This is a genomic window from Bradyrhizobium sp. 63_E2_N1_3 (assembly GCF_052076005.1).
Classification (GTDB): domain Bacteria; phylum Pseudomonadota; class Alphaproteobacteria; order Rhizobiales; family Xanthobacteraceae; genus Bradyrhizobium; species Bradyrhizobium barranii.
In genome coordinates this window covers 3,305,660-3,319,076 of sequence record NZ_CP197235.1, presented here as the reverse complement: position 1 = coordinate 3,319,076, position 13,417 = coordinate 3,305,660, and the positions used below count along the sequence as shown (strand labels likewise).

The following is a 13,417-nucleotide window of genomic DNA, read 5'->3' as shown; positions in this document are numbered from 1 at the left end:
GTACCCGGATTCCAGCCGCCGAAATAATTAGGAACGGTCCTCCCAAGGCGGGGTTGGCGGCGATACTCTCTCTGAGAGGCGGCGCCATGGTCCGGTACTTTTTCGATATCCGAGACGACACCGGCCTCTATGCCGACGATGAGGGACTGGAGTTTCGAACCCAGCGCGAAGCAGAGATCGAGGCGACGCAGACATTGAGCGGCCTTGCGCGCGACCTGGCGGGACACGAGGATCGAACAGACGTTGCGATCGAAGTCCGCACCGACGCCGGGCGGGTGTTCCAAGCCGCCCTCATCTTCGAGCCGCCGACAACGAAGCAATAGGCCACCACGGCTCGCCACATTGGGCGTGCACGTCGCGACGGACCGAGGCCGCCTAATCGGTCCATTCCGCGGAGCGCTCGCCCCGCCTCATCTGCGATCTACCTCACTTTGCCCCATCTCGGTCCGCCGCGAGGACGGCGGTTCGTCGTCATGCCTCCGATCGAACTTGAATTGAACGCTACAGTGTGTAACGCTCATATAAGTAGCGTTACTCTTCGTACCGCTCGAACAACCTCAGGAGGCACGATGAAGGCAATCCTCAAGATCGCTCTGGCGCTGTCTGTCCTCGCCGGCTCGGTGCCGGCGCAAGCCCAGATATCGAATGCCGCGACGGCATCGGGCGCCCCGAAGGTCGGCGCAAAGGTGACGAGGAAGTCTCAGTTGCACGACGGCTGCCACAGCCGGCACGCCCAGATGATTGGCAAGCCCTGCCGCTAGAAGCCCTGCCGCTAGAAGCCCTGCCGCTAGCGGGCAAGCGATTCAAAGATCAAGTGATTCAAAGATGATGAGAGGCCGCCTCGGTTGGCGGCCTTTTTTGATTTTTGCCGATCCTCCGCATTCGTCACCCTTCGACTGAAGATGACGCGCATCAAAGACGCAGCCGACGCGCGCCGTCATAATTCCGCAATCCTGCGGCATCGAACCTTTTTGCGGTGTCCGGCTTTCTTCGGGATGCGATCGCAACGATGGGGACCAGGAACATGACGGAAGACGCGCACCCCAATGCTGTCAGGCGCACTCACCTCCTCGCGGCGGCATACGAGATGGTGAAGTTCGAGCGGAAGGAAAACGAGTTTCGCAAGAAGGACCGCGAAGAGCGCGCCGCCGAACTCCGCCTTCCCCTGGGTGAGATCAAGGTCCACTAAGCCCGCCGACGGGCTTCTGATCTGACCAAGGCTGCGCCGCGATGGGCGGGTAGCCGCCGTACCGGCCGTCGGGAATGCGCGTCGCAGGATTGGCCCGGCAGAGCCAGCCCCTGTTCATGTCGAGGATCCAGCATTGCGCTCGGGGCCCCGGAGCCATTGCGCGGATTTAAGGTATCTAAATACCACAATTAAGCCATTGATCGCACAACGAAATCGCCCGACCCCCTACTGTGCATGGGGTTGTTTTCCATGTTTTGAAAGGGCGCAGCGGCGTCCTGGGTGCCTACCCAGGATCGAAGCGCCTGCTTTAGCCCGGTCCGGCCTTGGCTGCCGTCCGCCGGTACGCCTTACAGCAGCGCCAGCAGCACGAGGCCGATCACCAGCACGACGAAGCCAGCCGCCGTCGCGGCGGCGAATGACCGCTCTACGTTATCCATGATGCCACCCCGCTGCCGGCGCACCACGTTTCCCCCATGGCGTCGCCGACGATGCGAAATCTCGCCGAGGGGTGTGGCTCCAGTGGTGCGATCGGGTGGCCAAATTGGGACGCGTGCGGGGCCAGTCTGCGGCCTCCCGACGCGGATTTCGGTGCCGGCCGTCAGGCACCCGTAAGCCTGGTCTCCTAGTCTGGCTGTGCCCGGTGGACCAACACCGGGCCTCCATACACAGTCGAGGACCCCGCTCTGCCCCGAGCGGGGTTTTCTGTTTGCGGGCGCGGACGCGCGGCAGGTTGAAAGCCGATCTGCCGGCCCTGTCAGGCTGTCGTAAGCTCAACCGGCTAGGGTCGTCGGGCTACGGTGTTGCAGCCCAGCACCTCAGCCTCCAATAACCTTTCACCCGCTTGGCTCTCCCCAAGCGGGTTTTTTTATGCCTGCCGGCCGCTTCACCGAGCCCTCTCCTCTCGCGTCAGCCGCAGCGAGAAGGCGCGGATCGCAGGCGCTGCGAGCAGCACGATCGGCAGCATCGCGGCCCACGCGATCAGCCACGACACCATCCAGTGCGCGAGGAAGACCGTCGCGCCAGGAGCGGGAAAGCTGGCGATGCCCGCGGCGATCAGCGAGGTCAGGCCGGACTGGATGACACCGAAGACGAAATGGGAGTAGCGGCGGGGAATGCCGAGCATGACGCGCCCATGTTGTTTGCCGTCATGAGGCCAAGCAAGGCATATGCCGCAGCGCGCATGGAGTGGACTTCGACGCACACCGCCGGCGTCGGATCAGTGCCGCGAATCGGACAGCGGCGCGCGCCGCCTCGCTTCAGTGCAATCGGGCCGGCTCGATAGTCCTTCGAAACGCCAGAACGTGACGACGCTGGTCTCGCCGCACTCTTCGCAGACGAGCCTCTCGTCACCGAGCATGAAACGCGCGCGCTTGAAGCTCGATGAGGACGCGGGATGCCGGCAATGGGGACAGGTCAGCGAGAAATTCCGTGCACCCCAGCGCAGCACAAGATGTCTCAGCCAGCTCACACCTTCCCCTTCGTGACATCGCGTTCGAACCGTCGTTCACAAGCAGAGCATAGATATATGACACGCAAAAGTGGAAAAGTATCGACCACACCTGTTCGCTTTGAATGGCGGCGGTAGCAACGCGCGCCGCTTTGGGTTCCACAAGATGCGGAATGGAATCCGGACCGCGCTTCGCAGCGATGTGTCAAATGCGCGGATCCCGCATTCCGGGGTTCTCCGTCCATGAACAGAGTTCCTCGGTGCGGACGGTTGCACGGCAAGACCGGATGAATTTGCCATGCCTTGCCCGCATTCCGTGCACGGATTTCGGAACTCGATTTCGTTTGTTTCGGACCGCGCGCGGTTCCAAAGATTACCGTGAACTATCCAAGGCTTACCGCCAAATTTCGCTTGTCGCAGGAATAGAGTGACGCCCAACATGTTCACGGTGAATGGAGGGTGAATCGTGGAGATGACCATGAATCACAGGGGCGTTGAGTTCACCGTTGCCAAGACGGCGCTTCCCGGAGTCTGGCAGTGGCAGTTCCGCATCGGTGACGAGACCAGGACGGGCAAGACCGAGACGAAGATCGATCTGTTGGCGATCCGGCGCGTGCAGCTGCGCATCGATCGGGAGCTGAAGGCGATCGGGCGTAAGACCGCTTGAACAAACCACCCGAGCCGGGTTCAGCAACCACGCGCGCCCGCGAGGTGACGCCCGTAGCGGCCCGGAATTGATCTGTCCCTGGTTTGGGACTGCACTGCGCGCGCCCATGGCCCGGGAGGCGGGACCATCATGTGACCGGTGCCAGCCATGCCGCTCTACTTCTTTCGAATTCGGAACGGCCGCTATTCCGGCTGCGCGGACCAGGCGACGGAATTTGCCGATCGCGATGCGGCCTGGAAGATGATGACCAGCATCTGCGCCGACATGGCCGCCGGCCTCGCGCGCAAGCTCAACGAAAACTCCGAATGGCACATGGAGTTGCTCGACGAGGCCAAGGAGCCCGTGTTCCGGATCCGCATCATCGCCGAATCCTTCGAGGAGACTTGACGTCTAGTCGGCGCTGGGCAGCCGCCTCATGGTGAATTCGATCTCGCCGCCCGGCAGTTCGCGCCAGGTCTCGACCGCGCTCATATAGCCGGCCTTGGGGTAGCGGGCGAAGAAAGCCTCCGCCCTCGCCCGCGCCGCCGGGCGCGGCAGGGTGAAAGTCTCACGCAAGAAGCCGTCGCCGCCGCGCTCGCCCGGCTTGCCGCCCATCTTGCGCCGGCGCGCCATCCGCTCGGCGAGATCCCGCGGACGATCGGCCATGCCGTTCCTCCTCAACGCAATACGCTCTCGGAGATGTAGGAAGCAGGCCGGCCGAAGAGGAGTCCCGGCCGGAGGCATCAGCCGCCTCCGATCGGGGACAAGGTCAATTGGCGGTCGTGCCGGATTTCTTCTTGGGCGCGCCGGTTGCGGCCGACGCCTTCGGCGCAGCCGCCTGCTTCGGCGGGTCGGAACGTATGCCGCCCCAGGGATCGTTGGACGCCTTGGAGTCCGGAATCTTCTTCAGCGTTTCCTTGTAGGCCTTGTCACGCTCGGCTTCCGCGGCCTTTTCCTCGGGGGTCTTGCCCGGACCTTCCTGCAACAAATTGAGATTGGGCATTTGCGCGTAGGCCGGTCCCGCCAGCACGGCCAGCAGCACCGCCGCCATACGGAAAAGCTTCATCATTGACTCCTTGATCATCCATGAAGGGCAGGTCAACCGCGCCTTGTCGTTCTTGTCAACGGCCCGCCAGGGCCGAATGGCGCGCTAGAGCCGGTCCGATCTGCACGATTTCGGCGCCTGCAGCCAGTCGTCCCAAATCGGGCCGCATCTGGTGCACCCGTCCAGCGCAAGTCCTAGCGCTATCAACCCAAACACAAGGACACACCGACGCAACATCGCCCACCCGTTCCCAAGCCCGGTATCATATCGGGCCAAGTCAGGCATTTTCAAGCCGACAGAGCCGACCGAAGACCGGGTGACTTTGCCGCGCCGATGCGCGCAGAATGGCCGAAACATCCGGCAACACAGGGGGGACCGACAGCAATGCCATCGCAGCCAGAAGCCGAGTTCGGCATCGCTGAGGCCAGACGCATACTCGGCGAGGTCTTTGCGCCCTGGGTCCAGGATCTCAACCTCGCCGTCGAGCGCCTCGAGCACCTGCCGCCGCCGGACGAGCCGGACTGGCAGCCGGGCGCGCTCCTGCGCATGCCATTCTCGGAGCGACTGTGCCGCAACGGCGGTGTGGTGTGCGGCCAGGCGCTGATGGCGCTCGCCGATACCGCGATGGTGATCGCGAACCTCGCCGCCAATCGCGGCTATCGTCCGATGACGACGGTCGACCAGACCACGCATTTCATGCGCGCGGTCTCCTCGTCGGATGTGCTCGCCGACGCGCGCGTGGTGCGGCTCGGACGCACCATGAGCTTCGGCCGCGTCACGCTGCTCTCGGCCACCGACAACAAACAGGTGGCGATGGTGTCGAGCGCGTTCGCGATGCTGCCGGGCTGAGCATCATCCAAAAAGAAGAGAGCCGCGTGAGCGCGCAAGGCGCTCCGCGGCTCTCCAATCAATTCCGCATCGAAGCGAGGGACTGAAGCGCGATTGCGTCCGCGCTTCGGTCAGCTTCACGAATTACTTGCCGAGAATTTCGTCAGCCGCGGTGACGACGCTGACGGTCGGATTCTTTCCGCAATAGGCACCGAACTTCTTGGCGTTCTCGATGAACACCTCGGTGTCGATGATCGCGTTGTCCTCGTCGCCCTTGTACCAGCCGTCCATCCAGGTCAGCACGACCGCGATGTTGTCTTCGCCGCTCTCGAGGAACTGTTTGCAGGTCATGGTCGAGAGGTCCCACTTGACGGCGTGGGCGGGCATCGATGACAGCGAGAGCGCTGCGGCGAACAGAAGCGAAAGCGTGGTCTTCATCAATATCTCCATCGGCGCGTAACGCCATAAAGGAAGGGCTTGTGAGGGAAGTCGGCGGGAAGTGACTCACCGCTCCAACGTCGTAAACGAAGTCTGAAGCGCTGTGCAAGTAGCGCCAGTATTGAGTTTATTTCAACGTAATTTCTATGCACTACTTCACAATCATCGTTATGGATTAATGCCGATGATCGAGAAACGTGCAGCGCAGCGTTACCGTGTTTTCAAGGGTGGAACGATCACCTTTGAAAGCAGCGGCATCGCGTGCACGGTGCGAAACATGTCGGAAGGCGGCGCGGCGATCGAGCTCGATTCCCCCGTCATATTGCCGAAATCATTCACGCTCTCGATCGCGCGCGACAATTTCGTACGGAATTGCCGCACCGTATGGCGCAATGACGGGCGCATAGGCCTCGCTTTCGTACGATAGCGCGCGCGATGTGAACAACCGTTCGCATCGCATACACAACGCAGCATCATGCTTGCTTTATACGACGTCGACGACGCCAGCGCAGGCTCGCGATGATCAGCAGGATGATCGCGAACACAATTGCTGACGACGACACCCAAAATCGTCCGCCCGGACGATCGATGGTGCGCGACCACAGCGACGGCCCTTCACCCGGCCGCGCCAGGCGAAATGCAACGACGCTGTCGCCGATCGAGGTGCCGACCTCGGAGTGGCCGCCCGCGCCGATCGCGACATACTGCTCGCCCTTCCAGAGATAGGTCATGGGGTTGGCGACGCCGGGCACCGGCAGCCGGCCTTGCCACAACTCCCGGCCGCTTCGCGCATCGAAGGCGCGCAGATAGGCATCCATCGCGCCGGTGAAGACGAGACCGCCTGCGGTGACCGCGAGCCCGTTGACGAGCGGCGCGCCCCACGGCAGCGGCACGCCGAGCGGCGCAAGGTCTTCCGTGGTGCCGACCGTTGAACGCCAGAGGATCTTGCCGGCCTTCAGATCGACTGCGACCATCTCGCCCCAAGGCGGCTTGTTACAAAGCAACCCGAGCGGCGACGTCACCACCGCACGCGACATCGCAAACGGCGCGCCCTTCTGCTGGCCGAAATCATGACCGGGAGGCGGATCGAATCCAGCCGCCTCCGCACGCGGGATCAGCTTGATGAGATGAACGGCGCGGCCGGTGTTGGCGTAGAGGATCTGGTTGACCGGGTCGAAGGCTGCGCTACCCCAGTTGACGCCGCCGCCGGTGAAGGGAAACTCCGCTGTGCCTTGCGTCGAGGGCGGGGTGAACAACCCCTCGTTACGTGCCTCCGCGAACTGCCTTTCGCAAGCGGAGCGACCCAGGCCAGGGAGGAGCGAGAGCGCATCCTCAGTCGAGATTCTCTGCGATGTCAGCGGCGGCACATGCGTCGGGAATGGCTGCGTCGGCGATAGTCGTTCACCTTCCGCGCCGCCTTGCGGCACCACGCGCTCTTCCACCGGCCACACCGGCTTGCCGGTATCGCGGTCGAGCACGAAGACAAATCCCTGCTTGGTCGGCTGAATCACGACATCGCGCTGGCCGTCTCCGGTGTCGATACGCGTGACCGTCGGCTGCGACGCCAGGTCGTAATCCCAGACGTCGTGATGCACGGTCTGGAATGCCCACACGAGCTCGCCGGTCTCGATGCGCAGCGCGACCACCGAATTGGCGTGCTCGTTGTTGCCCGGCCGCTTGCCGCCCCAAAAGTCCGGCGACGGCGAGGATGTCGGCAGGAAAACCAGCCCGCGCGCCGCGTCGACCGACATCGGCGCCCAGACATTGGCATGACCGGCTTCGACACCGTCGCGCTTGAGCGGCTCGAAGGTCCAGCGCGGCTGGCCGCTGCGCGCATCGAACGCGCGCACCACGCCGCTCGGCGCGTCGACGCGGCGGTTGTCGCCGATCGCGGAGCCAATCACGACGACACCGCGGCCGACCGCCGGCGGCGAGGTGATCTGGAATTCGCCGGGCCAGTCCAGCTTCATGCCGATATCGGGCCTGACCTCACCGCCAGTGCCGAAACCGGCGCAGGGAATGCCTGTCTTTGCATCGAGCGCGATCAGGCGGACATCGTTCGTGCCCATGAAGATGCGCGATCGGCAGGCGGCATTCGCGGGCGCCTCATCGTCGATCCAGTGGGTCACGCCGCGGCAGACATAGCGGTTGGCGGGCCGCTGATTGGTCGCGATCTTTGGATCGAAGCGCCATTTCTGCGCGCCCGTGCCGGGATCGAGCGCGATCACCTCATTGAAGGGCGAGCAGAAGATCAGGCTGTCCTCGACGAACAACGGTGTCGCCTGGAATTTGGTTCGCCGCATCACCTCGGGCGGCCGCACCGCGAGATCGCCGGTATGGAATTCGAAGGCCCGAACCAGATTGCCGACATTGTCGGGCGTGACCTCCCGCAAAGGCGAGAAGCGTGAGCCGCCGGGATCGCCACCCCAGCTCTCCCAGGCGATGCCTGGCCACGACGAAAACAGGAGGAGCACGATGGCGGCGGCCGACTGACACAGACGGCTCGCCAACGCCCCCCTCATTTATTTGGGCTTCTTGGCAGGTTCAGCCGGACGGGCTCCGCCCCACGGGTCGTACTTCTCCTTGGGCTCCGGAATGCGCTCGAGCGCGGCCTTGTAGGCCTTTTCGTCGACCTTGGGCTTGTTGTCCGACTTCGCTTCGTTCGGCTGGCCTCTGCTGCGGCCCTGCGCCTGCGCCGACGCAACCGTTAGTGCGAGCACGGCGGCCGCGATGACCAAAATCCGCATTGATGCAATCCCCCTCGTCTGGGGCACAAATTAGCCTGCAATCCCGTAATAGCAAATGCCGGGGGGCCGGGATTTCAGCAAATCTTGATCGGCCGGGACTTTGCCGGATCGCATTCCTGCCTATCTGTTGGCCCGCAGGGGACCTTCACGGATGTTGCGGATTGTTGCTCATGCGGCGCTTCTGGCCAGCGCGCTCGGACTCGGTTCTTGCGGCTTCGCCGACAGCCGCGCGCCGGTGCCCGAGTTCATGCGCCTGAAGGAAGCCGAGCAGCCGCCCCCCGAAGCGCCCCCTGACGTCAAACGCGTGGTCCGCGAGCAGATCAACGTGGTCTTCCTCAACACGTCCTATCCGCGGGAGGTGCACGTCGCCCCGCCCCATCGGGAGGTGCGGGGACAGGGCTGGACCGCCTGCGTCAGCGCGCAGCTCACCTCCGCGACCGGCTCCACGCTCGGCACCCAGATTTACATCGTGACGATCTCAGGGGGAAAGGTGGTCGATCGCCGCCGCGCGGAAGTCGACGACATCTGCGGGACGGAAACCTACGAGCCGATCTAGGAACAAATCACGCCGACACGCGCTCCGGTTCCGGGAAAAACCTGTAGTTCGACCCGGAACGATCACCGCCTCCCCTTCTTGTTACCCCCGAGGGCAGTTTCGGAGGAGGACACGATGAGGACATTCACGATCGCACTACTGGCTGGCGTCGGCGCCCTCGCTGCGGCGAGCGGCGCGAAGGCCGCGGACATCTACACGACCAGCGAATACGCCAACCCTGAGCTCGTTCAGGAAGTCCGGCTTGTCTGCGATGACGCCGGCAATTGCTATCGCACCCGTGGCGGCTCGCGCGTGATCGTGCGCGACTCCTACAACGCCATGCCGCGCGATCGCTATTACGAGCGCCGCACGTATCGCGACTGGGACGATGGTCCGCGCGGCGGCGTCGGCATTCGAGCGCCCGGCGTCAGCGTGGGCGTCGGTGTCGGCGGGGACCGCTGGTAGTCACTGAAGCTGTCACAGGGCAGGACCGGACGAGATCCACTCGCCCGGTCCTGTCCATGTCAGGTTTCGAGCGGATCGGCCGGCGCGACGAAGCGCGTTGACGACGGGAGCTGCGCGATGAAGCGGGCGAGCACCATGCCGGCAAACATCGCGGCGACGAAGATGAAGGCGGACGCCGAGCCGAATCCGAGCGCGGTGAGCGCAGGGCCCGGGCAAAAGCCTGCGAGCCCCCATCCGATGCCGAAGATGGCGGGACCAGCGATAATTCTCGGATCGATGTCCTTTCGCGTCGGAAGGTAAAAGCGGTCTGCGAAAAACGGTCGCGCGAGTTTCAAGACACGGCTGAAGCCGATGAAGGTTACCGCGACCGCACCTGCCATCACGAAAGCCAGGCTCGCATCCCACGTTCCAGCGGGAATTCCGGCGACGTCCAAGAAGTTCAGCACCTTTGCCGGATTCGACATGCCGGAGACGATGAGCCCGATACCGAAGACGAGGCCGATCACGAATTGAATGAGGATTGCCATCGTCGTCAGCCCCAGTGCCGCATCACGAAGACAGTGGCGATGCCCGCCGACATGAAGGAGATGGTCGCGACCAGCGATCGCAGCGACAGCCGCGACAGGCCGCAGACGCCATGGCCGGACGTGCAGCCGCTGCCCCAGACCGCACCGAAGCCCGTGAGCAATCCGGCGACGATCAGCACCGGCGTTCCCGCCGCGATCGTTTGCACCGGCAGGTTTCCGCTGACGATGCGCACCAGGATGGGCGCGGCGACGAGGCCGGCGACGAAAGCGAGCCGGCCGGCGAACTCGCGGTCCTCGTAAGGCGGAAACAGCCGCGCCGCGATGCCGCTGACACCGGCGATCCGTCCCGTCGCCCACATCAGGAGCACGGCGGACAGGCCGATCAACGCGCCACCAAGGAGCGACGCTATCGGCGTGAAAGGTGTGGCGATCATTTTGATCCTCCAGGTCGAGAGCTTGATCATGGCACGCCGCGGCTGCCCGAATGCTCAATGAGACGTTAATACTACCATTCGAATTGAAGCGGCGTCCCAACGGAATTTTCCAATCTTTGCGCTAAGCATGACCTTCTGAACGGGGAACGACGGGACGTGGTCGATATCGCGCATCAGGCAGCGATCAATCCAGCATCGGCAAGGGCTGCCGCGGCGACGCGCGCGCTCGTCCCCCTCACGTCCATCGATCCCGGCCAATGGCGCGCGCTCGCTCAACGCGTGATCGAGCCGAACGGCTATTACCTGCCGGGCTGGGAGCTCGCCGTGAGCGAGGCCGCGCGCGGCCGCGCCGACGCCTCGGCGCTGCCCGCCTTCGACGGCGCGTCGGCGCGGCTGATCGGGCTGATGCCGGTGGTCTCGCTCTGGCGCGCCTGGAAGATCCCCCTGCCCGCGCTGGTGAGCGCGCATCCCTATGGCACCCTGTGCAGCCCGCTGATCGACCGCGACGCGCCGATCGAAGCGGCCGCGCGGCTGTTGCAGCAGGCGCGCGAGGCCGGAGCGCATGCACTCGTGCTGAACGACGTTGCACTCGACGGCGCGGCGATGAGTTCGCTCAAGGACGTTCTCAATCGCGACGGCCTAAAGCCGCGTATCCTCTCCTCCTACATCCGCGCCAGCCTCGACGCGACGCAGGATGGTGAAACGCTGTTGCATGGCGCGCTCGGCGCCAAAAAACTCAAGGAGCTGCGTCGCCAGCGCCATCGCCTCGAAGAGCACGGGCCCGTCGCCTTCGCGGTCGCGCGCAAGCCCGACGAGATCGGGCCGGCGCTCGAAACTTTCCTGCAACTCGAGGCCAGTGGCTGGAAAGGCAAGCGCGGCACCGCGCTGATCCAGCATGCGGGCGATGCGACCTTCATTCGCCGCGCGGTTCCCGCGTTGGCAGAGACCGCGCAGTGCGAGGTCATCACGCTGCGCGCCGGCACGACGCCGGTGGCAGCCGGCATCGTGCTGCGCCACCAGGACCGCGCCTTCTTCTTCAAGCTCGGTATCGACGAACGCTTTGCAAGATATTCGCCGGGCGTGCAGCTCACGCTCGACCTTACCCGCCATCTCTGCGCCGATCCGGCTATCACCAGCGCGGACTCCACGGCGAGCGCCGACCACCCCATGATCAACCCGATCTGGCGCGGACGCTTCGCCATCGGCGACGTGCTGATTCCGCTGCGGCGCCACGATCCAGTGGTTGGCTTAATTCACGCAGCGCTGGTTGGCCTCAACACCGCACACGAGGCCGCGCGACGCGTGGTGCGTCTGCTCCGCAAATAGGCGAAAGCTACTCCGCCGCCTGCGCGTTGATCTCCGCCGAGACCTCGCGGATGGCGCGGGCGAGCAGGTTCGGATCCTGCGCGCCGGAGACGGCGTATTTCTGCGCGAATACGTAGGTCGGCACGCCGGAGATGCCCTTCTCGGCGGCCTCCTGCGCGTCGGCCGACACGCGCGCGACGTCCTCGTCGGTGGCGAGGCGCTTGCGCACGTCGTCGGCATCGAGGCCGACATCGGCGGCCGCCTGCGCCAGCACGTTCACGTCAGTGAGGTCGCCGCCGTCGCGGAAATACAGCTCCATCAGCCGCTGCTTCATCTCGGGCGCCTTGCCGATCGCATCGGCCCAGAGGATCAAGCGATGGCAGTCAGTCGTGTTGGGCTGGCGCGCGACCAGCTCGGGCTTGTAGACGAGGCCCTCCTCGCCCGCGGCTGCGACCACGCGGCCGGCAATGCCCTTATAGGCTTCGACCGAGCCGAACTTCTGGGTGAGATAGGCCTCGCGGCTGATGCCCTCGCGCGGCACCCAGGGATTGAGGAAGAAGGGGCGGAAATTCAGCTTGACCGGGACGTCGGGCACGAGCGCCAGCGCGCTCTCGATCCGGTGCTTGCCGATATAGCACCAGGGACACACCACGTCGGAGACGACATCGATCTGGAGCGGTTTCAACGTGCTCATAGCGCCTCCTTCGGGCGATGCGGGTTTGACCCAAGATAAGCCGAAGATAAGCCGAACCCGCTCCGAGGCAAGGGCGCTAGGTCATAGCTGCTGCCATCTGCTTCAGCCACTCGGCGGTGCGCTCGTCCGCCGGGAAGAACGTCTCCAGCGCCAGCTCGGACAGGGTGATGTCGACCGGTGTGCCGAACACCATGGTGGTGGAGAAGAAACTTAGTATCGCTCCGCCATGGCGCAGCTTGAAGGGAATCGCGACATTGTCGCTCGACAGCGGCCCCGAGCGCGCCGGGATGGGATAGCTCTTGAGGTCGTTATAGAGCTTGATCAGCTCAGGATCGGCCGTTGCCTCGCATTGCCGGTGCAGCCGCTCCAGCAGGTGCCCGCACCATTCCGCGAGATTGACCGTGCGCGGCGCCAGCGCTTCAGGGTGAAACGCGAGCCGCAGCACGTTGAAGGGCTGGCCGAGCAGCCGCTGCGGGATGCCGTCGAGCAGCGGCGCCACCATGCGGTTGGCGGACACCAGATTCCAGTGCCGGTCATAGGCCAGCGCCGGATTGGGCTCATGCGCCCTGAGAACGAGGTCGATCGCCTGGCGAGCTGATTTCAAGGCGGGATCCTCCAGCGGGCGCTGCGGAAACGCCGGCGCATAGCCGGCCGCGACCAGCAGCACGTTGCGTTCGCGCAAGGGCACCTCGAGACGTTCGGCGAGCCTGAGCACCATGTCGCGCGAGGGCGCGGCGCGACCGGTCTCGACGAAGCTCAAATGCCGCGCGGAAATCTCGGCCTCGCCCGCCAGATCGAGCTGACTCATGCGGCGGCGTTGCCGCCATTCGCGCAAATGGTCGCCGATATGGACGGGCTGGCTGCGTTCGGCCTGTGCCGTGGATGCATGTGCGTTCATGCTCGAAAACCTAGCACGCGGATTTCAGCCCTTCCATTACCCGCGAGGTAATGAATATTGGATGTAACCATCTGAAATCGTTTAATCTCTTTTCGCAGACTCTGCTCGACACCAATACCGGGCGAGCAAAGTTTGCGAAGAAGGGGGCAACGTCGCCCGCATCGCGTGCGAGCTCGCCGCAGCGCAAGTGACCGCGATGAGGCATGCGCACGCTGGAAG

At 64.3% G+C, this 13,417-nt stretch carries 20 protein-coding genes; 10 read left to right on the top strand and 10 right to left on the bottom strand.

All coding sequences use genetic code 11. From position 1 onward, the window contains the following. Window positions 1–86 precede the first annotated feature (86 nt). The 3 genes from AB7531_RS15365 to AB7531_RS15355 all read left to right on the top strand — a co-directional run bounded on the left by AB7531_RS15365 (window position 87) and on the right by AB7531_RS15355 (window position 1,189). Window positions 87–323 (top strand): DUF6894 family protein, encoded by a 237-nt coding sequence (locus AB7531_RS15365; protein WP_063986255.1) that lies wholly within the window; start codon window positions 87–89, stop codon window positions 321–323. 246 nt (window positions 324–569) lie between these two features. Continuing rightward, complete coding sequence (locus AB7531_RS15360) at window positions 570–761, top strand: hypothetical protein (RefSeq protein ID WP_085404274.1); 192 nt, start codon at window positions 570–572, stop codon at window positions 759–761. 263 nt (window positions 762–1,024) lie between these two features. Next, window positions 1,025–1,189 carry a hypothetical protein gene (locus AB7531_RS15355; protein WP_441279980.1) on the top strand — a complete coding sequence of 55 codons (165 nt, stop codon included), beginning with the start codon at window positions 1,025–1,027 and terminating at the stop codon, window positions 1,187–1,189. A gap of 883 nt (window positions 1,190–2,072) precedes the next feature. On the opposite strand, the gene AB7531_RS15350 is transcribed toward AB7531_RS15355, so the two are convergent. After that, complete coding sequence (locus AB7531_RS15350) at window positions 2,073–2,312, bottom strand: DUF2798 domain-containing protein (RefSeq protein WP_063982341.1); 240 nt, start codon at window positions 2,310–2,312, stop codon at window positions 2,073–2,075. Between the two features lie 802 nt (window positions 2,313–3,114). On the opposite strand from AB7531_RS15350, the gene AB7531_RS15345 reads away from it, so the two are divergent. Further along, a complete protein-coding gene (locus tag AB7531_RS15345; protein ID WP_063986254.1) occupies window positions 3,115–3,303 on the top strand; it encodes a hypothetical protein in 189 nt (62 codons plus the stop codon). A 147-nt stretch (window positions 3,304–3,450) separates the two neighbouring features. After that, window positions 3,451–3,690: a DUF6894 family protein gene (locus AB7531_RS15340; protein WP_028152656.1), complete on the top strand. Its 240-nt coding sequence runs from the start codon at window positions 3,451–3,453 to the stop codon at window positions 3,688–3,690. Between the two features lie 3 nt (window positions 3,691–3,693). Here AB7531_RS15340 and AB7531_RS15335 read toward each other — a convergent pair whose 3' ends face one another. Next, window positions 3,694–3,948 carry a hypothetical protein gene (locus AB7531_RS15335; protein WP_014494095.1) on the bottom strand — a complete coding sequence of 85 codons (255 nt, stop codon included), beginning with the start codon at window positions 3,946–3,948 and terminating at the stop codon, window positions 3,694–3,696. A 103-nt stretch (window positions 3,949–4,051) separates the two neighbouring features. Continuing rightward, on the bottom strand, window positions 4,052–4,348 hold the full coding sequence (locus AB7531_RS15330; RefSeq protein ID WP_084795357.1) for a hypothetical protein: 297 nt from the start codon (window positions 4,346–4,348) through the stop codon (window positions 4,052–4,054). 363 nt (window positions 4,349–4,711) lie between these two features. On the opposite strand from AB7531_RS15330, the gene AB7531_RS15325 reads away from it, so the two are divergent. Beyond that, window positions 4,712–5,176, top strand: coding sequence for a PaaI family thioesterase (locus AB7531_RS15325; protein ID WP_063982339.1), 465 nt, complete (start codon window positions 4,712–4,714; stop codon window positions 5,174–5,176). 123 nt (window positions 5,177–5,299) lie between these two features. Here AB7531_RS15325 and AB7531_RS15320 read toward each other — a convergent pair whose 3' ends face one another. Next, window positions 5,300–5,593 carry an HdeA family protein gene (locus tag AB7531_RS15320; RefSeq protein ID WP_014494092.1) on the bottom strand — a complete coding sequence of 98 codons (294 nt, stop codon included), beginning with the start codon at window positions 5,591–5,593 and terminating at the stop codon, window positions 5,300–5,302. Window positions 5,594–5,771: 178 nt separating this feature from the next. Between AB7531_RS15320 and AB7531_RS15315 the strand changes: the two genes are divergently transcribed. Continuing rightward, the gene (locus tag AB7531_RS15315) at window positions 5,772–6,020 is read left to right on the top strand and encodes a PilZ domain-containing protein (RefSeq protein WP_231142297.1); all 249 of its coding nucleotides are present in this window, start codon (window positions 5,772–5,774) and stop codon (window positions 6,018–6,020) included. 46 nt (window positions 6,021–6,066) lie between these two features. Here AB7531_RS15315 and AB7531_RS15310 read toward each other — a convergent pair whose 3' ends face one another. Further along, complete coding sequence (locus tag AB7531_RS15310; protein ID WP_063982338.1) at window positions 6,067–8,115, bottom strand: pyrroloquinoline quinone-dependent dehydrogenase; 2,049 nt, start codon at window positions 8,113–8,115, stop codon at window positions 6,067–6,069. Beyond that, complete coding sequence (locus AB7531_RS15305; protein ID WP_063982337.1) at window positions 8,116–8,340, bottom strand: hypothetical protein; 225 nt, start codon at window positions 8,338–8,340, stop codon at window positions 8,116–8,118. A 151-nt stretch (window positions 8,341–8,491) separates the two neighbouring features. Between AB7531_RS15305 and AB7531_RS15300 the strand changes: the two genes are divergently transcribed. Together AB7531_RS15300 and AB7531_RS15295 are read left to right on the top strand one after the other, a co-directional pair. Then, the gene (locus tag AB7531_RS15300; RefSeq protein ID WP_063982336.1) at window positions 8,492–8,896 is read left to right on the top strand and encodes a hypothetical protein; all 405 of its coding nucleotides are present in this window, start codon (window positions 8,492–8,494) and stop codon (window positions 8,894–8,896) included. A gap of 114 nt (window positions 8,897–9,010) precedes the next feature. Further along, on the top strand, window positions 9,011–9,340 hold the full coding sequence (locus tag AB7531_RS15295; RefSeq protein WP_028152664.1) for a hypothetical protein: 330 nt from the start codon (window positions 9,011–9,013) through the stop codon (window positions 9,338–9,340). A gap of 59 nt (window positions 9,341–9,399) precedes the next feature. On the opposite strand, the gene AB7531_RS15290 is transcribed toward AB7531_RS15295, so the two are convergent. After that, window positions 9,400–9,867, bottom strand: a complete 468-nt coding sequence (locus tag AB7531_RS15290; RefSeq protein WP_063982335.1) for a DUF6691 family protein — start codon at window positions 9,865–9,867, stop codon at window positions 9,400–9,402. 5 nt (window positions 9,868–9,872) lie between these two features. Further along, window positions 9,873–10,331, bottom strand: coding sequence for a YeeE/YedE family protein (locus AB7531_RS15285; protein WP_371497795.1), 459 nt, complete (start codon window positions 10,329–10,331; stop codon window positions 9,873–9,875). A gap of 126 nt (window positions 10,332–10,457) precedes the next feature. On the opposite strand from AB7531_RS15285, the gene AB7531_RS15280 reads away from it, so the two are divergent. Further along, complete coding sequence (locus AB7531_RS15280; RefSeq protein WP_063982334.1) at window positions 10,458–11,627, top strand: GNAT family N-acetyltransferase; 1,170 nt, start codon at window positions 10,458–10,460, stop codon at window positions 11,625–11,627. Window positions 11,628–11,634: 7 nt separating this feature from the next. On the opposite strand, the gene AB7531_RS15275 is transcribed toward AB7531_RS15280, so the two are convergent. Together AB7531_RS15275 and AB7531_RS15270 are read right to left on the bottom strand one after the other, a co-directional pair. Next, the gene (locus AB7531_RS15275) at window positions 11,635–12,300 is read right to left on the bottom strand and encodes a DsbA family oxidoreductase (RefSeq protein ID WP_063982333.1); all 666 of its coding nucleotides are present in this window, start codon (window positions 12,298–12,300) and stop codon (window positions 11,635–11,637) included. Window positions 12,301–12,376: 76 nt separating this feature from the next. Continuing rightward, the gene (locus tag AB7531_RS15270; RefSeq protein WP_063982332.1) at window positions 12,377–13,198 is read right to left on the bottom strand and encodes a helix-turn-helix domain-containing protein; all 822 of its coding nucleotides are present in this window, start codon (window positions 13,196–13,198) and stop codon (window positions 12,377–12,379) included. Window positions 13,199–13,417 lie beyond the last annotated feature (219 nt).